Genomic DNA, 19,584 nt, shown 5'->3' on the forward strand with positions numbered 1-19,584 from the left:
TCGCCTCTCACATGCCCGACCGCCGAACAAGTGATTCGTCCCGAAGGACAAAGCATGAAGCGATTTAAATCTAAGGGCTCTGCCCTTGGCGGCGCCAGATCGTCGTCAACAGCCGAACTTCGGCAGCACCAACATGACGCCACCCTGCTGGAACACATCCAGCAGCAGACCCTGCAGGAGGCCGCCGATGCCTTCACCAGAGAGGCCACCCAACCGCCGGTCACCCTGACCGAAGCGCAGCAATCGATCCTCGATCAAGTGATGGTGGATGTGGCATCCACCGACGTTCACACCGTTGGGATCTGGGGATTCGCTGGGGTCGGCAAAACCTTCCTCACCGCCAAGATCACCCAGCTGCTGCAGGAGACCTACGGCCCTGATGCCGTCCGCATGTGCGGCACCACTCACAAGGCTTCACGACAAGTTGAGCGGGCCATGGCATCTCATGGCGTCGTCACAGAGGTCGCAACCGTCCACCGGTTGCTTGGTGTCCGTCAGGTCCGGGATGAGGACAGCGGCGAGGAATACTTCGCCCCCGACAAGAACAACCCGCCAGCGCTGGATGCAGGCGTGCAGGTCGTCATTTGCGATGAGACATCAATGTTGGAACAGCGGCTTTACGAGCTGCTGATGGACGCCCTCTGCCCCCGGCAGACCGTCATCTTCGTGGGTGACAGCGAGCAAATCCCACCGGTGTCGGATGGCCGGCTTTGCGGGGCATTCCCCGAGGAATGCCGCTGATGCCAACAGATCGCACCTATCGCCTTACCGAAGTCCTTCGGCATGACGGCGCCATCCTCAGCCTGGCCACCGCGACCCGCCAGCTAACCCGTGGACGGGCTCCATTCCAGCCCGCCGAAGGTGGTGGCTCAAAGGTCGTCACCTATCCAACCCTCGCCAGATGGAAGGCTGCGGCAATCACAGCGGCGTGCAGCCCTGAAGCTCAGGCCGATGCCGATCACACGCGCATCCTCTGCTGGACGAATGCGAACGTCAAAAACCTGAACCGGATCGTTCGGGAACGGGTCTATGGCATCCATGCCCAGCCCTTCATGCCGGGCGAACGCATCATTTCTCACGATGCAATTCCAGACCCCGCCGGTGGGTCGCCTTTGGTTCACAGCACCACCGAAATGGTGATCCGCAGTGTCGTTTCCGATGGCGGCAACCTGCCTGGCGATGAACTGGAACCGGTGGCGATCGCCAGCCATGGCATCCGCAGGTTCAAAGCAGGAGAAAAGGTCGCTGCACCGTGGACGTTCTGGACCATCGCAGCCCATGCCCCTGCCATCGGCACCGTGGAGTTCAACGTGCTGGATTCACAGGATCAAGCACGCTGGCGGAAGTGCCGCAATGCTCTTGCTCAACTGGCGAAGAGCACAACGGACCGCGGGGATCGCAAGCGGTACTGGCGCATGTTCTTCCAACGGAAGGATGCCTTCGGCCAGGTGGAACCCGCCGCGGCGCTGACCGTTCACAAGAGCCAGGGCAGCACCTACCGGCACGTCTATCTCCATCCCGATGTGGACGGGTTCAGCGTCAATCCGGCACCGATTCACAACCGCTTGGCCTATGTCGGCATCACCCGTGCCGCCGAAACCCTCCACGTCGTCGCTGATCAGGAGGTGGACTGATGCCTCAGTTCTTCCTCCCCCATCACGATCAGAAAATTCGGGCGCGAGGATTCAACACAGAACACCTTCAGTTGTTCGGGGATAACCGCTGGGTGCGGTCAGTGGACAACACTCAGATTCACAACAGCTTGCTTCAACCTTTCCCTTCGGCCAGAGGTGTTGAAGGTGATGGGCTGCTGCTGGAATTCAACGAAACCAGCCGTTCCCTCAAGCTCGATAACCCACCGCCAGACCCAAAGCAGGATGGTCGGCCAAAGAAATACCTTTACGCCGTTCGCGACGTTGAGGTTCATCCCAAGGGCTACAACACACAGCCTTGGATTCCACCCAACGGCCAAACAAGGATCATCACCGAAGGCATGTTCGATGCCCTGGCTTGTACCTATTTGGGTGGCGTGAATTGTGCTGCTGCAACAGCACCAACTCACCTCAAGCGATCAAAGCTGCCCCCAGGCTGTGATGTCTACATCGGTGATGCCGATTGCCCTTTCCATCACTTCACCGGCCTGCTGGGTGGAATGCTTGACGGTGCTCTCGCAGTTGGCGTCAAGCTCGCCTGCCTGCCCCGTTCACCCCTTGGGAATTATCTATACACAAACGGGAAGATCCCTGAAGACTGCAAGTGGGGGATGGAGGAATGGATCCGTTACTGGCAACAGAACAACCAAGACCCCAAGGTTGAAATTCAAAAGGTGATCGTTGGGGCATTGCATCCCATCCAGTTCCTCGAACGCTGCATTGCTGAGGCCGGTGAACTTGGCATCCGTTGGCCTGATCACACCCCCCAGATCACCACCCTTGCCAAAGCCATCGCTGATGCCACCGGCGACAAGGCTTGTCGCTTGGCCTTGCGGGATCAACTGCGGGCTGCGGTCAAAGCACCGGCCACACCCCTCAATGAACTGATCAACCAACGGTCAGCCAATAAGGTCAAGCGGCAACGGGAAGAGGCCGAAGAGGAACGCAAACGGGCAGTTGCCACCGGTGAAGCACTACCGGAAGACCCTTACGCCATTTGGGATGCAAAGCCCATCGCGGTACATGTTTCCAACATCGTCCGCGAACAATCAGAACCCTTGCTCCGGCGGGTCCACGGCGATGCGGTGCTTTATCAATACGACCCCGGCGTTGGGTACTGGCGGCACCTTGATGATTTCCATGTCCGCCGCATGGTGCGTCCCATCGTTGAAAGCTGCTACAAAGCCACGCTCACCGAAGAAGGCGACACCCACAAGGAATATCGCTTCGGCAATGACTCTGATGTCACCAGCACTTGTCACGCCCTGGCGGAAAAATGCCATCAAGGCAATCCCGAGGAATCCAAATGGTTCCTCACCTTCGCCAACGGCACCCTGGATCTCCGCACCATGGAGTTGCTGGCGTTCAGTCCAGATCACGGCACCACACACCACCTCGCCGTTGACCTACAGCTGACTCAGGCCTGCCCTGCCGCCCTCGTGCGAGTCATCGACACCTGTTACGGCAACGATGCCACCGACAGGGTGCGGGCTTTCCTTCGCTGGGTTCTTGATCTCTCCATGCCTTGGGAGTCGTTGTTCTTTTTCCTGGGTGGCTCTCGTTCCGGCAAGGGCATCCTGTTGGAACTGGCGGAATCGCTGCTGCCGTCTGAATTCACTTCGGCAATGAAAGATCCCTCCCAGTTGGCCGGTGCTGACCAAATCCAGCAATTCGTCCAAGGCAAACGCCTCATCACCTTCCCCGAGGTCAAACCCAATGCAGGCCGTGATCGCGATTGGTCCATGGCATTGCAACTGGCCTCACATACCCGTCTGACCTCGCGAAGGATGCGGTCGTCGACATCTACCAACCCCGTTCATGACATTCGCCTTGTCATGGCTGGCGTGGATGTCCCCGACCTTGGCAAGGACTCCGCCCAGGGCCTGTCCCAGCGTGCTCGCTACATGCGAACGCTGCCCCGCAGAGGTGAACCTGACCCATCACTCAAAAATGACCTAATCGGCACTACCGCCGAACACGACACCATCCGCGGTCAAGTCATCGGCTGGGCGCTCACTATGGATCGTGATGCTGCAGTCGCGGCACTCAATGACCAGGAATTCCAGCATCAGCGCCTTGAGCTTCAGGCATGCACCGATCCGGTCTCCCTGTTCATTGATGAATGCTTGGTGCCTGCCGATCAGTTGGTCCCCACTGAATATCGCCCCATGCTGCTCAAAGCGTTTTACGCATGGTGTGACTCCACTGGCCATTCCCTCGCGGCACGTTCCTACACAGAACACAACCTGATCAATCAAATCAGAAAGGTCATGCCCGCCACCCATCGCCAACGGCGGTCGCCCACCAAACAAGAATGTGCAGACCTGGGCCTCGACTACAACAAGCGCCCCAAGCTCTCCGCTGTTGATTGGGGATACAGCATCCGACCTGGATTGCTCAAACCCCACCATTCCTTTGGGAGGCCCAAAGACTTTGAAATGGTGTCTGCCATGAGGTCAGACGGTGGCATTGCTGCCATTACGGCAGAGGTCAACATCCCCACCGATGCACTGGTGAAAACTGCTGCCGAGACTGCCTCTCGCAAGTTCCGAGTCAGGGCAAAACTCGACATCGACGCCAATCAACTGATTGAGACATGGGGGCTGAAGACTGGTTGATGGCTGCTGCCCCTGCCCCCCCCCAATGCCCTTGTTTCACCCGAGGCAGGGGCATTGTCATGTCTCCGCGCTTTTTCAGACAGGGCCAGATCCACTGCAGGCCAAAACGACCAGGCGAGACAGGGTTATCTGGAGTGTTCTAAAACTTCTATATACAAAAAAGAATCTGAGAAGCCAGAAATCAAGAAATTTATTTCTCTCCTGCATAGAACTAATGCGAGACAACCCACCCTGTCTCGCTGTCGCGTCTGACTCGCGACATCAAATTGACCGCCATAATTGAGCCATGGGCATTCAGTCACTACTCGGTCAAATCAGCGACGAGAAACTTAAAGAGCTGCCAGGTCGGCAACGTAACGCTCTTAAAGTTCAGCAGCATCTAAATGCTTTCGCCCTGCACCTGCAGGGTTTGAGCGATCGCGCTGTTCAAGAAGAATTGGGCGTTGGAACTCTTTCAAGCGCTCAACATTCCATCAAGCGCGGAGAAGAGATCTCAAAAAAACTTGGGCTCGATTCAGATCGCGTCAGGTTGAAAGTTGCAGCTTGGTTTGAAGAGCTAACCGACCTGACAATGCAGACCGTTCGTGATCAAGTTCTGAACGGCACTCTGGTTGAATCGCTGGATGGCGAAGGCAACCGCAGTTATCGCCGAACGAAGCACGCCGATCCGCGGATGGTGGCCGAGGCTTCTCGCGGGCTGGTGAGGATGGCCTCGTTCTTCGGGCTGATGGATCCCGACAAGAGCAACACCGGTGGAGACATCAGCACCAGCGTGGTGTTCCTCAGCCCGCAGGCCGATCTTTCTGCATGGGAGACGAAAACGGTCGATGTGACCCCAAGTGGAGACTCAACTGGAGACAATGCGGTCATTCCTGCTTCAGAAGGCAGTGATGCCAATGATGAGTTGCTGCTTAACAAGCAATCTGAGCCTGAATCCGATCCTGGGCGCCCAGCCACAAGCGGGACAGAAGGGCAGGCCTGATGACCGCATCTGCTCCTCAGGCGATCACGCCAACCGCGATGCAAGCGGACATGCAGCGGGTGCCGTTGGATCACGACTTAGTGGCCTGCGGCGGCCGTGGTTCGGGCAAGTCGTTTGGCGGCGAGCTGGTGGTTGCTCGAGATAGCACCGTTCTTAAAGAGCGGTTCAATTGCCTGATCGTCCGGCGAAGCTATGCCGGTCTGCAGGAGCTGAGCACCAGCTTGGGCCGCACGTTGACGGCGACATATGGCCAGGCGCTGAGCTTCAACAGATCGGACTGGACGCTGCGGCTGCCCAACGGTGGTGTGATTGAACTGGCTTATCTGGATCCATCCCGCCCCCAGGCGATGCTGCGGCAACAGGGCCGCTCGAGAACGACGATCTGGGCCGATGAAGGCGGGCAGTACAGCGACCCCGACATGCTCGATCAGCTGCGGGCCACGTTGCGGGCTCCTGCTGGAACACCGACAAGATTCATTTTCACGGCGAACCCTGGCCAGGCGGGTCATGCCTGGATCAAGCAGCGGTGGGTGCAGCCGGCGGGCTTTCCAGCGCCGGGTGTGGCGGTGCGGTTCCATTGTGAGGACACGACTAGCCCGACGGTTTACATCGGGAGCAATATTGCGGCGAATCCACATCTGGATTTTGAGCAGACGCGGCGTCAAATCGAGATTGCAGCGGGTGGGGACCCGGAGCTGCTGCGGGCCTGGCTGGAGGGCTCATTTGAAGGAGTTATCAGCGGCAGTTACTTCGCCGATTCGATGTCACGTCGGCGGAATCTGCTGGAGCTGAATGGTGGTGATCAGCCGCAAATTCCACAAGGCAGCCGACTGCTGGTGAGCTTCGACTGGGGGATTGCGGCACCGAGCTGCGCGACGTTGTTCATCACCAATCACCCGTTGTTGCCGCGGGGCAGCTTGTTTGGAATTGACGAGTGTTATTTGAGCAAGAGCACCCGTTCTGGAGAGCCGGATTGGAATGCGGGGTTAGGTGCCAGCAACCTGCAGCAGGCGCAGATTTTGCAGGAGTGGATCAGCAGGTGGGGGTTGGAGCCTCAGGATCTGACGTGGATTGCGGACGATGCGTGTTGGAACAGGACGGGTCATGCGCTGACGATTGCCGATGAGTTTCGGAAGGGCGGGATTCCGTTTCGACGAGCGGGCAAGGCGCGGATGAGTGAGGAGGCGGGGCTGGCCAGGTTGCGGACGATGCTGTGGGCGAGTGATCGTGATGAGAGCCAGCCGTGGGTGAAGGCGAGCCGGAGGTGCAGGGCGTTCTGGGAGTTAACGCCGCTGTTGGCGCGGGATACGAAGAAACGAGAGTTGTTGGATCCAGCAGCGATCACGCACAGCATTGATACGTGGAGATATGCGGTGAACTTTGTGCAGAGGCCAGTTGGAGCAGGGCGTGGTCACCGGATTTATTGATGCAGAAAAGTCACGCCGGCGTGACAATTTGCCAATGAGTGTTGTGCGGGAAGGCGACTGTGTGTTGCTGAGCTGCCGGGACAGTGCTGCGCTTATTGAGGTGCGGGATTTAGAGGGTTTGCAGATCAGGTTGGACGGTGTGGTGAGGAGTGTGCGTGGCGAATGGTGTCGTGTTGCGGTGGAGCTGGAGGGATCACAGCGTCCGATCCGGCGGGGGTCACTGACGCTGTTGATTGGCGTACGGCTCCGGGATGTGGAGGTGATTGAGGGTGGGCCACATGTATGGAGTCAGGGGAATGCAGCGGGGCTGGATCGAGTGCGGCGGACTGGGAGTGAGGAGTGTGATTACTGGGCGCCGCTCTGAGAGTTGGCCAGAGCTGTCTCATCCCGTAACAGGAGACATCGCTCTTGGGGTGATCAGCACGACACCGCTTTAGTGAGTTTCAGGCGAAGGTCGCAGGGAACTTGAGCGCTTTCAGATGGCCCGCTTCATGATCCATTGGTGCGCCCCAGATCCCACCAACGAGAAGTACACGCAGGCGATCGTCGACTACATCAAAGGCGGAAAGCCTATGGATGAGTACGCGGGCTTCAAGGTGTTGGCACGTCAGATCCACCCTCACCTTGGTGGAGGCGTGCTTCTTGTGGAAGCCGACAATCTGGCCGCAGTGCAAAAACATACTTATCCCTGGACAAAGGGTCTCGGCGTTACCGCGACGATCACTCCTGGTCTCAGCGATGAGGAGTATGTCGAGCTTGAAGAGAGCATGAGCAGCTGATCTGTTTCAACGGGAAATCCCGTTGATCAGATGTCGATCACGTTGGGCGTTCCACCAAAGGCTCATCAGTCGGAATCACGACCGAATGGTGCCTGGAAGGGCTGATTGGCAACGTCAAACCTGAGGCGCATGGGTGGACGCTTCAGGATCAGCGCCTGTCTGAGCGTCTTCTGGAGCCCTCTCAGCGCGCTTTTGAATGGATTTACCTAATTCCGTGGGGTACAACAGCCCTAGAATTGGGTCATGGGCCGATCCACCGCCACCCGACACCGTCAGCCAGGCAGCCTCCGCCGCGTTTCCAAGACGGCGCGCGGCCGAAAATATGAGCGTTGGCAATGGCGCACCCATCGGCAGACGGACACTGGGTGGGCCACTGTCGATGTGGAGCTGGGCGAGCGCCTGACTGGGCTACGCACTCGCACCCTGATCGCGCTGGGCGAGCTGTCTGCACCTTTGTTGGTTGAGCGCTGGGCACGTTGGCATTTCCGCTCTTGGAACGACATGCCCGCATTCACGGGTCGCCCTGCTGGAGCGAAGCAGCGCTCGGCTTGGTGGTGCGAGCTGCCTCGTCAGAGCGATGGTTCCATTCGCATCCGTTTCCGTTCTGTTGACGGCAGTTATGACTTCCGCCGCCGCGGTGCCCGTAGTGCCATCACCAGTGCCGAGGAGCTTGCAACCTCACTGTGGCGTTGCCTGACGGCTGATCCGATTGTGGAGTTGGGACGGCTGCAGTGGTTTGAGTCAGAGGCCCAAACCCAGATCGAAAAGATTGCGGAGGAGCAATTGGAGCTGCGTCGCCAGCGCCGTGTAGGTGATCTGAGCCAGCGTGATTTCGAGGCTGATGAGCGTGACACCTACCTTCGTCTTGAGCGCTGGGAGGCGATGCAAGCTGCCGTCAGAACTCGATGGGATGAGCTGTTGGCGGAGATGGTGGCCGCCCTACCGCGCACTCGTCGGGACGAGCTGAAGCCTCGGATTGTGATGCAGGCTGATCGGCTGCAAAGCGACAGCAAGCAACTGCAGAAATGGCGCGACGATCATTGGGTGGACAACACCCTTGAGTGGCGGGTCTGAAGCTGCTCATGCGCTGGCTGGAACAGCTGTCGCGTCACAGTTCAACCGTGACAAATCCAGCCACCACGCCTCAACGCATGAGGGTGCTGGATATCAGCTGGCTCCCAAAATCCGCTCGTAAACCTCAGTCGTTGTCTCTGTTGTCGCCGTGACGTAATAGGCGCTGTGAGTCAGCTCGCTGTGGCCCATGGCCATCGCAACTGAGGCTCCAGGGATACCCCGCAGGTGCGACCTGACGCTGTAGCTGTTCCTGAAGCTGTATGGCCTCAGCCACTTTCCCTGCTCTTCAAATGCCGCGGCCCAATTGCGCCAGAGTTTCTGACGACCCAGATACTGAGCAACAGCTTGGCCTCGTTCCTTCAAGGGCGGGAACGGCAGCAGGTTGGCGTTCAGAGCTGCAGCGAGATCGTTGGCAGGGACGTCCCCGTCAGGTCCGGTTATGGGAACCGCCTGTAACCAGCGCGGCTTGGTTTCCGTTTTGGTGGTGCGCCCCCCAGCTGCCTTCCGATAACTGCACCAGAGCTGGAGCTTTCGGGTTGTGGGGTTCACCTTGGAGATGAGGTGCGTCAGCTCTTCTGGCCTCAATCCGTAGACGGCCATCACCAGCAAGGCGTTGCGCCATTCGTCAGTAGGCACTGAATCCAGCAGTTCCAAGATCTGAACGTCGCTCAGGATCGCGATTTCGCGTTGTTCCTTGGCCTTGCCGTTCCCCGCCAGCATGACCTTCTGGTGCTGGGGAAGGATCCAATCGGCGTCCAGCCCTTCGTGAGCAACGCCATAAGTGAGCAGGCGATTGACGGCCCCAACGCATTGCTGCCTGGCGCGGGGTTTGTCCGTCCAACCGCCGGTGGTGATGACAGTGTCGATCAGCTTGTAAGGACTGCTGGGTGCGTTTTTGCCCAACAGCACCGTGATGGCCTGATCGCAGTAGGTGCGCTCCAGCTGGATGGTTTTGTCGCTGACCTGCTTGCCGTTCTGTTGGCGATCCCGGTAGTAAGCGGCGCCGATGGCCTTCCAGTTGATTCCGCCGATTGCTGTCGGCACCCCTGGCTGAGGTTCCTCCTCGTCAATTGAAAAAAGGTCAGCCCAAGCCTGATCAAGGGAGATCGGTGGATCACCGCTGACAGCGTTGTGCAGAGCGCTGACGATTTCGGTCACCGGCCCGATGCAGCCCACCTCCCATTGGAGGTCAGGGAGGTTCTTCGACCAGCAGCTCATCTTTCCATTGATGGCTTTTCGGACCCTCAGGTGAACGTAGCCCCGATGGTTGTTGACCGACCAGCCGCGAGGGACGCCAGCGGCCTTGATCGACGCCTTCAAGGCCGGGCCGAAATCGAAAGTTTTTGCCTTTGCCATGGCTTCCGCGAGTTGCTGCTTGCAATCTCCAGTGACCTCAATATGCCAAAAACTGGAGACAAAGTGGAGACATGCAACAAAAAACCCGCCTGGTGGCGGGCGAGGATTGGCTAAAAGCCTTGGTGTGACTGATGGGCGATCACAGGATCGAACTGTGGACAGCCTGCTTGTAAGGCAGGTGCTCTACCGCTGAGCTAATCGCCCTGACGTGGAGATTCTGCCCGAACACGGCACGCTGAAACCAATCCTCTGCGCCGCGCTGCCATGGCCTCCGGTCGCAACCACGATCGCGCCACGTCCCTGATCTTTCTGCCATTCGGACTTCTGCTGGGCCTCCTGATGGGCCATTGGTGCGGACTGATCGGCGGGTTCGCCTTCCTCGTTGGGGGGCTTTGGCTTTCGCCCGACCTTGACACGCGCTCCAATGCCTTGCATCGCTGGGGCCCCCTGGCCTTCCTGTGGTGGCCGTACCGCCGATCGTTGCGCCATCGTTCCGTTTGGTCCCACGGCCCCCTGGTTGGCACGACTGGGCGCCTGTTGCTGCTGGCAGCTTGGTTGTGGTGTCTTCTGACTGTGATCCCCGGTGCAGATTGGAGCACCTGCTTGGGTTGGATAACCCGATGGTTCCAGGCGCAGCCCCAACAGACCCTGGCCATGCTGATTGGGCTGGAGGCGAGCGTTTGGTTGCACCTGATCCTCGATGGGGATCCGTATCCGGTTGAGTGGCACCAAAGTCGCCGGCAATGAGAGGGTGGGCGCGCTTGTCCTCTGCTGATCCATGGCTGAGTCCAGCAGCGCTGCACTCCTGAAACTGATTGATGTGGTTGCCCGCCTGAGGGACCCAAGCGACGGTTGTCCATGGGATCTGGAACAGACCCACCGCTCGCTGGCGCCCTATGTGCTGGAGGAAGCCCATGAAGTGGCTGACGCCATCCGCCACGGCGATGACGATCACCTTTGCGAAGAACTCGGAGATCTTCTGCTGCAGGTGGTGCTTCATGCTCAGATCGCCAGCGAAAACCAGCGTTTCGACCTGGCTCAGGTGGCCGATGCAATCAGCGCGAAGTTGATACGGCGCCACCCCCATGTCTTCGGCGGCGAACCGCGCAGCTGGGAGGCGATCAAAGCCGAAGAACAAGCTCAGAACGGCACTGACTCAGCGAGTCCGCTCAGTGATCTCCTGGCTAAGAAAGTACGCGGTCAACCAGCTTTGGCCGGTGCGATGACCATCTCCAAGAAGGCCGCGAAAGCCGGATTTGAATGGGAGAACCTCAGTGGTGTCTGGGACAAGGTAAGCGAAGAGCTCGCTGAACTTCAGGAGGCGATCGCCAGCGGAAACAGTCAGCACGCTCAGGAGGAACTCGGCGATGCCCTGTTCACCCTGGTGAATGTGGCGCGTTGGTGCGGCATTGATCCTGAAGAGGGCCTGGCTGGGACAAATCGGCGTTTTCTCGACCGGTTTTCCCGGGTTGAATCAGCCCTCGGAGGGGACCTTCAAGGCCGCAGTCTCAAGGAACTTGAAGTGCTCTGGCAGCAAGCCAAAGCAGACATTCGATCAAAAACGATGGGCCCCGAAGGCTGATCACCGTGAGTTGTTGAAAAAGACGGCGGAATGACCGTGAGGAGTGGTCAATCCGCGTCCACCATTACAAAAACACCACATGTGGTGCCTGTCAATTTTTTGACACCAGATCTGGATCATCAGGCCTCAACCAGTTCATGCCTCAGAAAACGGATAGCAGCAGCCCAGGCACGATCGGCCAACTCCGGATCCCAGCGCCAGCCTTCATCCCGCATGAAAGTGTGATTCGCTTCGTAGAGATGGGTTTCATGGCGCAGACCGGATAGAGCCTGGAGGATCTGTTCATGGGCTTCAGGGGGCACATGTGGGTCCTCCGTCCCAAAGACCGTGAACAAAGCCCCTTGAATCTCAGCCACCCGCTGCAGTGAATCGGCAACACCGCGGCCCAGTTGTCCGTTTTGAAGGCCTGTTGGGTAGAGGCAAGCCGTCGCCTTCACCTCCGCATGCAGTGCAGCACGAAAAGCAAGATGACCGCGGATGCAGAACCCCATGGCGCCAAGCTGATCGGCGTCCACATCCCGGTCCGTCGCCAACCACTGCAACAGCGCTTCTGTATCGGCGTCGTAAGCGGTGATGGCGGTACGTCGAGCGTCATCGTTCCCCCGGAGACGGCCCATCGCATCCGGTTGAAGCACCGTGCCTGGCGGTTCAAGACGATGAAAAATCTCTGGCGCAGCCACCAAAAAGCCGTAGCCGGCAAGGCGTTTCGCCAAACGCAGCATCGGATCACCCAGCTGATAGATGTCGGAATAAAAAACAATCCCGGGATGAGGACCATCCCCAGTCGGCCTGGCCACATGCACCCGCATCAGACTCTCGTCAACCGTGAGCCCGATGGTCTGCTGCTCAATCCGCATGGCAGGCGGCGCATCATTCGTCGAGTCTTGGTCGTTGACGGCGCTGCCGCTTGAGCTCCCCGCGTTTTTTCTTGGCCTCCAGACGTCGCTTGACAGCCCCGCGTCCAGGTCTGGTTGCTTTGCGCTGGGCCGGAAGCGGTTTGAGAGCCTGACGCAGAAGAGTCGCCAGGCGATCCATGGCCAGCTGACGGTTCCGCCACTGGGAGCGTTCCTCAGCAACCACCACCCGCAGACAACCATCAACGAGGCGGGGGGTCAGCCTCTCTTTGAGGCAAGCAAGGCGAAAGGGTCCGAGTCCTGAGCACGTGTCGAGGTCGAGCATGAGCTCAACCCGGGAATCAGTGGTGTTCACACCCTGTCCCCCAGGGCCAGAGGCCCTGCTGAAGCGCCACTGCAGGTCCCTGGCGGGAATCGTGATCCGTTCATCAACGATCAGATCCTGAACCATGCCGAGCGATGGAGCCGCGATCACCTCGCCCCTAACAATGGCGGGTTCAGGTCCATCCCGTTGGCAACGAACTGAAGGACAGCAAGCGGCCAGAGCGTGGAAGCAACCACTACCTGTTGTGTTCGGTTGTCGCAGAGACACTACATGGAGAGTCCTGAACCACCAGAGAGTTAGCTGGAAGCATCCATGCTCGAATCGCGATGAGCGGCTGGATCGACGAGGAACATCGAGGCGTGCGATACGGATTGGCCGGCGAGGTGCTGATTGAAGAGATCAGCCCGTTTCAGCGAATCACCGTTGTCAGCAGTGAACGCTATGGCAGGGGCCTGATGCTCGATGGCTGCTGGATGACGGCGGAAGGGCAGGAACGCCAGTACCACGAAGCTCTGGTTCATCCCGCCCTGTGCTCTGCGGCCTCACTTGAACGCGTGCTGGTGATTGGTGGCGGCGATGGGGGAACGGCCCGTGAATGCCTGCGCCACGGGGATGTGAAACAACTTGACCTCGTCGAGATTGACGCCCGTGTGGTGGAACTCAGCCGGCTCCACCTCGCCGCGATCGGGGGCGGCGCCTGGAATGATCCACGTCTGCAGCTCACCATCGGTGACGGCATCGCCTGGGTCGCCAATGCACCAGCGGACAGCTACGACGTCATCCTTGTCGACGGATCCGATCCAGCAGGTCCTGCCGAAGGGCTCTTCAACCAGGTCTTCTTTGAACATTGCCGGCGCATCCTGAGGCCGGGGGGCGTGTTCGCCACCCAAAGCGAATCACCGGAGGCGTTCCGTGATGTGCATCTGGCGATGGTGCGGTTGATCCGAGAGGTCTTCGGTCACGCTGATCCTCTCTACGGCTGGGTTCCGATGTACCCCAGCGGCATGTGGAGCTGGACCTTCGCCGCTGTCGATGGCCCCCGCTACCGACAGCCTCATGCCGGTCGCGCGAAACACGTTGCTGATGGCTGTGAGCTGTGGAGTCCGCGTTGGCAGGAGGGAGCCTTTCTCGCCATGCCGGCCTTCATCGAAAGAGAACTGAACCGTCAGCGATGAACGACCTTTTCGATACCGATGGAACGATCTTCATGGGAGCCCAGCGCAATCCTGACCACTGCCAGGTGGGGTTGTTTGGCGTTCCCTATGACGGCACCACCTCATTCAGGCCCGGCACCCGTTTCGGTCCTGCAGCGATCCGCGAGGTGAGCCAGGGGCTGGAGAGCTACTGCCCGCAGCTCGACCGAGACCTGGACGACATCGCCTTCGCTGATCTCGGGGCGGTGGAGATTCCCTTTGGCGCTCCACAACCGGTGGTTGACGCGGTTCTGAAGGCGACGCAGGCCGTGCTCTCCAAGGGGCTCAAACCGCTGATACTGGGAGGCGAGCACTCGATCAGCTCCGGTGCCGTGGAGGCTGTCGCTGCCAAGCATCCCGATCTTGTTCTGCTGCAACTCGATGCCCATGCCGACCTCAGGGAGACCTGGTTGGGAGCACGTCACAGCCATGCCTGCGCCATGCGTCGCTGTCTCGACGTCCTGCCCAGTGGTGATCTTCTGCAACTCTCCATCCGCAGCGGCACCCGCGAGGAATTTCAGGAACTGCGGCGCACTGGCCGCCTGATCGCGAACGCGCAGAGCCTGGAAACCGCCTTGGTCCCATGGAGGGGCAGGCCGCTCTATCTGACGGTTGACCTGGACTGGTTCGATCCCTCTGTCCTGCCAGGAACCGGCACTCCTGAACCCGGCGGATATCACTGGCAGGATTTCGCCGACGTGATCGATGTGCTGAAACGCCATCGTCTCGTTGCAGCCGACGTGGTGGAACTCGCGCCTCAACTCGACAGCAGTGGTGTCAGCTCCGTGCTGGCGGCCAAGGTGTGCCGCAGCCTGCTCCTGCTTCTGGGCTCTGACCCGACTCCGATCTAATAGAAATGGCTGGCGTCGATACGCTGTTCCCTCAGACGGGCATGCTGGCGCCCCAATAAATCCAGGACCAGGGTTGGATGTTTATGAATCAAGGTCAGAAAACTGGCGCGGTTCAATCGAATCAACGAAAGCGGTGTCAAAGCCCTTGCATCGCAGCTGTGCAACTCGCTGGTCTCCACCAAATCGCGATAGAAGAACAACTCGCCAAGTCCGTAGCGAATCCTGTTCCTTGGCCCGATGCTGAGTTCAACCAATCCGCGCTGAATCACGTAGACAGCCTGCACCGGTTCACCTTGTCTGTAGACAAGGGAACCGGTCGGAAACGTCAGCCGGTCACCTTCCGGATGATCCAGAAACAGCTGCAGCGGAGTGGCTTTGGTCGTTGAGGCCTGCAATGCAGACGTTGAAGTTACCGGTGCATTGTGAACAGGGAAACCCTGTTGTGAAGTCGTTCACAACACACAGGGGAAACGTTGATGAACCATTGCGACCATTGACCAACAACGACGTTCACGCAAGAGCACGATCCAGCTCCAGCTGACGATCGAAGTCAACAGCGGTCGCCTCGTTCAGACACGGAAGTTGCGGAGAGCGGGGCGTCCAGTGGTGGCAGACCACCAGCTCAGCCACCTCGGCATGCACCTCAAGTTGCCTCAGCCGGCACCATCCGGCTTGACCAGCCTCTCCTGAACAGTGCTGACAGGTTCGACAACTGAGCCTGCTTGCCAAGGGAAGCCCCGGAAGGACGCTCAGGGTAAGGACGGTTTTGGAAATGGACGCGCATTAAACCAAGATCTGCCAAATCACTTCCATTTGCTGAAGACCTCCATAAGATTGCGCGTCCTCCCCTGTTGTTGATGCCATTACTCCGCACTCCCCTGCATGACCTCTGTCTGGAGAGCGGCGGACGGATGGTGCCATTCGCCGGCTGGGAAATGCCTGTGCAGTTCAGCGGACTGGTTCAGGAGCACTCCGCCGTTCGGGAGAGCGTCGGAGTCTTCGACATCTCCCATATGGGAGTGCTGAGGTTGGAAGGCCCGACCCCCAAAGACGCCCTGCAACAGCTGGTACCCAGTGATCTGCACAGGATCGGCCCTGGCGAAGCCTGTTACACCGTCATGCTCAATGAATCCGGAGGCATCCGCGACGATCTGATCGTCTACGACCTGGGAGCCATTGATGGCCAGAACGGTGCTCTTGTCCTGGTGATCAATGCCGCCTGTGCGGACAGCGATACAGCCTGGATCCGCGAACGAATGGAACCGGCCGGCCTCACGGTCACTGACGTCAAGGACGGCGGCGTTCTGCTGGCCCTGCAAGGACCCAAGGCCATCGCCCTGTTGGAGCGGCTCAGCGGCAGTGATCTCAGCGGGTTGCCACGGTTCGGACATCGAAACCTGACGCTGGATGGGCTCAGCCATCCCGTGTTCACCGCCCGGACCGGCTACACCGGCGAAGACGGCGTCGAAGTGCTGCTCAGTGCGCAGGATGGTCGTCTGCTGTGGGAACGATTGCTCAGAGAGGGTGTCACTCCCTGTGGACTTGGCGCCCGCGACACCTTGCGGCTCGAGGCGGCGATGCATCTCTACGGACAGGACATGGACGAGACCACAACTCCCTTCGAAGCCGGACTCGGCTGGCTGGTGCACCTTGAAATGCCGGCGGATTTCATCGGTCGGAAGGCCCTCGAAAGCGCTGCCGAGCGCGGTCCCAACAAGCGACTGGTCGGCCTGAAGCTGCCGGGTCGTGCCATCGCACGGCACGACTATCCAGTGCTGCACAACAACGAAACCGTTGGGTCGATCACCAGTGGCAGCTGGTCTCCCACCCTTGCTGAACCGATCGCTCTGGCCTTCGTTCCCGCCGCTCTGGCCAAGCTGGGGACGGAACTCAAGGTTTCGATCCGGGGGCGTGAATCATCGGCCGTTGTGGTCAAGCGACCCTTCTACAAACGGCAGGCATGATCCAAGCGAGCAGGAACTGACCAGACTGCAGGCAATCCCAGAGCGGCAGCATGGTTGAGCTGGTGATGCAGGAGATCGTTCCTCTGATCGCCCTCGCCTTGGCTGGCGTCGCCGGCGGTCGCTTCTTTGATTTCAAGCAGGGCAGCGAAAAAATTCTGACCCACTTCGTTCTCTGGCTTGCAGGTCCATCGGCCCTCTTCCTGGCGATCCAGAACAGCTCCGCTGATGCACTGCTGGATGCCGGCGTCAGCGTCACCAGCCTCCTGGTTTTTTCCGTGACCTATCTGGGGACGGTCCTGGTTCATCGCTACTGGCTGGGCCACGCAGTTGCGGACGGCGCCATCGCTGCCTGCTGCACCACGTCGATGAACCTGATCATGATCGGATTGCCAATCTCCCTCAGCGTTGCCGGAGATCAGGCGGGAGCGGTGGTGGCCATCAATGCCCTGTTGTCCCTGGTGATTTTCGTCCCTGTCACGGTGGCCTTGCTGAACCCTTCAACCCCTGAGCAGGGGGATGCCTCGTCAGGGGTTGGCAGTCACATCGCCAGCTCGCTGGGCAATCCCCTGGTGATTGGCACATTGATCGGACTGGTTGTTCTCAGCCTTCACATCACCATTCCCTCGAGCATTGAACACACACTCAGTCTCCTCAAGGAGGCGAGCGTTCCCGTCGGAATGGTGGCCCTCGGCCTCACCGTGAATTCCATCGGCCTGCACTCCATCAACCGGGAAGTTCTGCTGATGTGCGGAACCAAAATGGTGATCGTGCCCGCCATCGCGCTTGGTGCGGCGGTTTTGTTCCGACTGCCCCCTGCCGCGGCCACGGCTCTGGTGGTGTTGTTCAGCTGTCCACCAGCCCTGCACTCCTACATCCTGGCCAGCGAATACAGCACCTATGAACAGGAGTCTGACGGGATCATCCTGCTCTCCATTCTGATTTCGGTAATCTCCATCCCGGTCTTCATCTCTGCCTGCCAGCGGATCTGGGTGCTCAGCTGAGAGACGAGGCAACACTTCCGCCGGACACACGCTGCATGGGATCATCCGGTCTGGTTAGGCCCTCCCCATCCCATGCGCAGCAACGGTTGCGGCGACCTGCGCGAGCAGACCATCGACGAACAGGTGACGCTGTGCGGCTGGGTGGATCGACGCCGTGACCATGGAGGGGTTATCTTCATCGATTTGCGCGACCGCAGCGGCACGGTTCAGATCACCGTGGACCCGGATCTGGGGGCGGACGCTTTCGCCGTGGCGGAACACCTGCGCAGCGAGACCGTGCTCCAGGTGAACGGCAAGGTGCGGGCACGACCCGCTGAATCCCTCAACGTCAAGCTCGCGACCGGCGCCGTGGAGGTGCTGGCCAGCGGCATCACGGTGCTGAACAGCGTGAAGGGCAACCTGCCCTTCCCCGTCTCGGTGCATGACGAGGAGAACACCCGCGAAGAGCTGCGGCTGCGCCACCGCTATCTCGATCTGCGCCGCAAGCGCATGAACGACAACCTGCGGCTTCGGGCCCAGACGATCCAGGCCGCCCGACGCTTCCTGGAGGACGAGGGTTTCATTGAGGTGGAGACCCCGGTGCTCACCCGCTCCACCCCGGAAGGAGCCCGCGACTACGTGCTGCCCAGCCGGGTCTGCGGCGGCGAATGGTTCGCCCTGCCCCAGTCCCCCCAGTTGTTCAAACAGCTGCTGATGGTGGGCGGCATCGAGCGCTACTACCAGGTGGCCCGCTGTTTCCGCGACGAAGACCTGCGGGCCGACCGCCAGCCGGAATTCACCCAGCTGGACATCGAGATGAGCTTCATGGATCAGGAGGAGATCCTGGAGCTGAACGAATCCCTGATCTGCGCCATCTGGAAGGCGGTGAAAGGCATCGAGCTGCCGCGGCCCTTCCCCCGCATGACCTGGCACGACGCCATGGAGCGCTACGGCACCGACCGGCCCGACACCCGCTACGGCATGGAGCTCACCAACGTGAGCGACATCGTCCAGGACATGGGCTTCAAGGTGTTCAGCGGCGCCGTGAAATCCGGCGGCTCGGTGAAGTGCATCGCCGTTCCAGGGGGCAATGACGCCCTCTCCAACGTGCGGATCAAGCCCGGCGGCGATGTGTTCAGTGAAGCCCAGGCAGCCGGTGCCGGTGGTCTGGCCTTCATCCGGGTGCGAGACGGCGGGGAGATCGACACGATCGGCGCCATCAAGGACAACCTCAGCGACGAGCGAAAGCAGGAGCTGCTCAGCCGCACCGGCGCGGAACCCGGCACCCTGCTGCTGTTCGGCGCCGGCGACACCGCCACGGTGAACAAGGCCCTCGACCGGGTGCGCCAATACCTGGCCAGAGAGCTGGGCATGGTCAGGGCCGACCGGGACAACGACCAGTGGAACTTCCTCTGGGTGGTGGACTTCCCGATGTTCGAGTTCAACAGCGACGAGAACCGCTACGAGGCCCTGCACCACCCCTTCTGCGCCCCCAACACCGAGGATCTGGGCAGCGATGCCTCGCAGTGGGCCGACACCCTGCCGGGAGCCCGGGCCCAGGCCTACGACCTTGTGCTCAATGGCCTCGAGCTCGGTGGCGGCTCCCTGCGCATCCACGACTCCGCCCTGCAGCGCCAGGTGTTGCAGACGGTTGGCCTGCCCCTCGAGGAGGCCCAGGAGCAGTTCGGCTTCCTGATGGATGCTCTCGATGTGGGCGCGCCTCCCCACGGCGGCCTGGCCTTCGGTATCGACCGCATGGTGATGCTGCTGGCCGGCGAGGAATCAATCCGCGACACCATTGCCTTCCCGAAAACGCAGCAGGCCCGCTGCCTTATGACCAATGCCCCCGGGGGGGTCGCCGACAGGCAGCTGGAGGAGCTGCATGTGGCCAGCACCTGGATGGATCCTTCCGACGCAGATGTCTGAAACATCACGCAGGTGCAACAG

The 19,584-nt window shown here is 59.9% G+C and carries 20 protein-coding genes and 1 tRNA gene; 15 read left to right on the plus strand and 6 right to left on the minus strand.

The genetic code is table 11. The features are described from left to right. Nucleotides 1-54: 54 nt before the first annotated feature. The 8 genes from KR100_RS00245 (at nt 55) to KR100_RS00280 (ending at nt 8,532) form a co-directional block, all read left to right on the plus strand. The gene (locus KR100_RS00245) at nt 55-741 is read left to right on the plus strand and encodes an AAA family ATPase (protein ID WP_071839785.1); all 687 of its coding nucleotides are present in this window, start codon (nt 55-57) and stop codon (nt 739-741) included. After that, nucleotides 741-1,634, plus strand: coding sequence for an ATP-binding domain-containing protein (locus KR100_RS00250; protein ID WP_162176445.1), 894 nt, complete (start codon nt 741-743; stop codon nt 1,632-1,634). Before KR100_RS00245 ends, KR100_RS00250 begins: the two co-directional genes overlap by 1 nt. Next, nucleotides 1,634-4,270 carry a hypothetical protein gene (locus KR100_RS00255; protein WP_038542206.1) on the plus strand — a complete coding sequence of 879 codons (2,637 nt, stop codon included), beginning with the start codon at nt 1,634-1,636 and terminating at the stop codon, nt 4,268-4,270. Before KR100_RS00250 ends, KR100_RS00255 begins: the two co-directional genes overlap by 1 nt. 286 nt (nt 4,271-4,556) lie before the next feature. Further along, nucleotides 4,557-5,252, plus strand: a complete 696-nt coding sequence (locus tag KR100_RS00260) for a hypothetical protein (RefSeq protein ID WP_038542209.1) — start codon at nt 4,557-4,559, stop codon at nt 5,250-5,252. After that, nucleotides 5,252-6,679 (plus strand): phage terminase large subunit, encoded by a 1,428-nt coding sequence (locus tag KR100_RS00265; protein ID WP_038542213.1) that lies wholly within the window; start codon nt 5,252-5,254, stop codon nt 6,677-6,679. Before KR100_RS00260 ends, KR100_RS00265 begins: the two co-directional genes overlap by 1 nt. Nucleotides 6,680-6,713: 34 nt before the next feature. Next, nucleotides 6,714-7,043 (plus strand): hypothetical protein, encoded by a 330-nt coding sequence (locus tag KR100_RS00270; RefSeq protein ID WP_038542216.1) that lies wholly within the window; start codon nt 6,714-6,716, stop codon nt 7,041-7,043. 115 nt (nt 7,044-7,158) lie between these two features. Then, nucleotides 7,159-7,458 (plus strand): DUF3303 domain-containing protein, encoded by a 300-nt coding sequence (locus KR100_RS00275; RefSeq protein WP_038542219.1) that lies wholly within the window; start codon nt 7,159-7,161, stop codon nt 7,456-7,458. A gap of 243 nt (nt 7,459-7,701) precedes the next feature. Then, nucleotides 7,702-8,532 carry a hypothetical protein gene (locus KR100_RS00280; protein WP_038542222.1) on the plus strand — a complete coding sequence of 277 codons (831 nt, stop codon included), beginning with the start codon at nt 7,702-7,704 and terminating at the stop codon, nt 8,530-8,532. Between the two features lie 93 nt (nt 8,533-8,625). Here KR100_RS00280 and KR100_RS14300 read toward each other — a convergent pair whose 3' ends face one another. Continuing rightward, on the minus strand, nt 8,626-9,888 hold the full coding sequence (locus tag KR100_RS14300) for a hypothetical protein (RefSeq protein ID WP_051847247.1): 1,263 nt from the start codon (nt 9,886-9,888) through the stop codon (nt 8,626-8,628). Between the two features lie 132 nt (nt 9,889-10,020). Further along, nucleotides 10,021-10,092, minus strand: a tRNA-Val gene (locus tag KR100_RS00290). Nucleotides 10,093-10,152: 60 nt separating this feature from the next. Here KR100_RS00290 and KR100_RS00295 point away from each other — a divergent pair. Beyond that, on the plus strand, nt 10,153-10,635 hold the full coding sequence (locus tag KR100_RS00295) for a metal-binding protein (protein WP_038542225.1): 483 nt from the start codon (nt 10,153-10,155) through the stop codon (nt 10,633-10,635). A gap of 31 nt (nt 10,636-10,666) precedes the next feature. Next, complete coding sequence (gene mazG, locus KR100_RS00300) at nt 10,667-11,470, plus strand: nucleoside triphosphate pyrophosphohydrolase (protein ID WP_038542228.1); 804 nt, start codon at nt 10,667-10,669, stop codon at nt 11,468-11,470. Between the two features lie 119 nt (nt 11,471-11,589). Here mazG and KR100_RS00305 read toward each other — a convergent pair whose 3' ends face one another. Together KR100_RS00305 and arfB are read right to left on the minus strand one after the other, a co-directional pair. Beyond that, nucleotides 11,590-12,327, minus strand: coding sequence for a dienelactone hydrolase family protein (locus KR100_RS00305; protein ID WP_038542231.1), 738 nt, complete (start codon nt 12,325-12,327; stop codon nt 11,590-11,592). A 13-nt stretch (nt 12,328-12,340) separates the two neighbouring features. Further along, the gene (gene arfB / locus KR100_RS00310) at nt 12,341-12,775 is read right to left on the minus strand and encodes an alternative ribosome rescue aminoacyl-tRNA hydrolase ArfB (protein WP_038547483.1); all 435 of its coding nucleotides are present in this window, start codon (nt 12,773-12,775) and stop codon (nt 12,341-12,343) included. Between the two features lie 200 nt (nt 12,776-12,975). Between arfB and speE the strand changes: the two genes are divergently transcribed. Beyond that, complete coding sequence (speE, locus tag KR100_RS00315) at nt 12,976-13,824, plus strand: polyamine aminopropyltransferase (RefSeq protein WP_038542234.1); 849 nt, start codon at nt 12,976-12,978, stop codon at nt 13,822-13,824. Then, nucleotides 13,821-14,693 (plus strand): agmatinase, encoded by an 873-nt coding sequence (gene speB, locus KR100_RS00320; RefSeq protein WP_038542237.1) that lies wholly within the window; start codon nt 13,821-13,823, stop codon nt 14,691-14,693. The genes speE and speB overlap by 4 nt, the downstream gene beginning before the upstream one ends. On the opposite strand, the gene KR100_RS00325 is transcribed toward speB, so the two are convergent. Together KR100_RS00325 and KR100_RS00330 are read right to left on the minus strand one after the other, a co-directional pair. Beyond that, nucleotides 14,690-15,088, minus strand: a complete 399-nt coding sequence (locus tag KR100_RS00325; protein WP_038542240.1) for a cyclic nucleotide-binding domain-containing protein — start codon at nt 15,086-15,088, stop codon at nt 14,690-14,692. The genes speB and KR100_RS00325 overlap by 4 nt on opposite strands. 115 nt (nt 15,089-15,203) lie before the next feature. Continuing rightward, nucleotides 15,204-15,422 (minus strand): hypothetical protein, encoded by a 219-nt coding sequence (locus KR100_RS00330; RefSeq protein ID WP_038542242.1) that lies wholly within the window; start codon nt 15,420-15,422, stop codon nt 15,204-15,206. 128 nt (nt 15,423-15,550) lie between these two features. Here KR100_RS00330 and gcvT point away from each other — a divergent pair, with 128 nt between their 5' ends. The 3 genes from gcvT (at nt 15,551) to aspS (ending at nt 19,563) form a co-directional block, all read left to right on the plus strand. Then, nucleotides 15,551-16,657 (plus strand): glycine cleavage system aminomethyltransferase GcvT, encoded by a 1,107-nt coding sequence (gene gcvT, locus KR100_RS00335; protein ID WP_038542245.1) that lies wholly within the window; start codon nt 15,551-15,553, stop codon nt 16,655-16,657. Between the two features lie 50 nt (nt 16,658-16,707). Further along, nucleotides 16,708-17,658: an AEC family transporter gene (locus KR100_RS00340; protein ID WP_038542248.1), complete on the plus strand. Its 951-nt coding sequence runs from the start codon at nt 16,708-16,710 to the stop codon at nt 17,656-17,658. Between the two features lie 72 nt (nt 17,659-17,730). After that, on the plus strand, nt 17,731-19,563 hold the full coding sequence (gene aspS, locus KR100_RS00345) for an aspartate--tRNA ligase (RefSeq protein WP_038542251.1): 1,833 nt from the start codon (nt 17,731-17,733) through the stop codon (nt 19,561-19,563). Nucleotides 19,564-19,584 lie beyond the last annotated feature (21 nt).

It is taken from the genome of Synechococcus sp. KORDI-100, from assembly GCF_000737535.1.
Taxonomy (GTDB): Bacteria; Cyanobacteriota; Cyanobacteriia; order PCC-6307; family Cyanobiaceae; genus Parasynechococcus.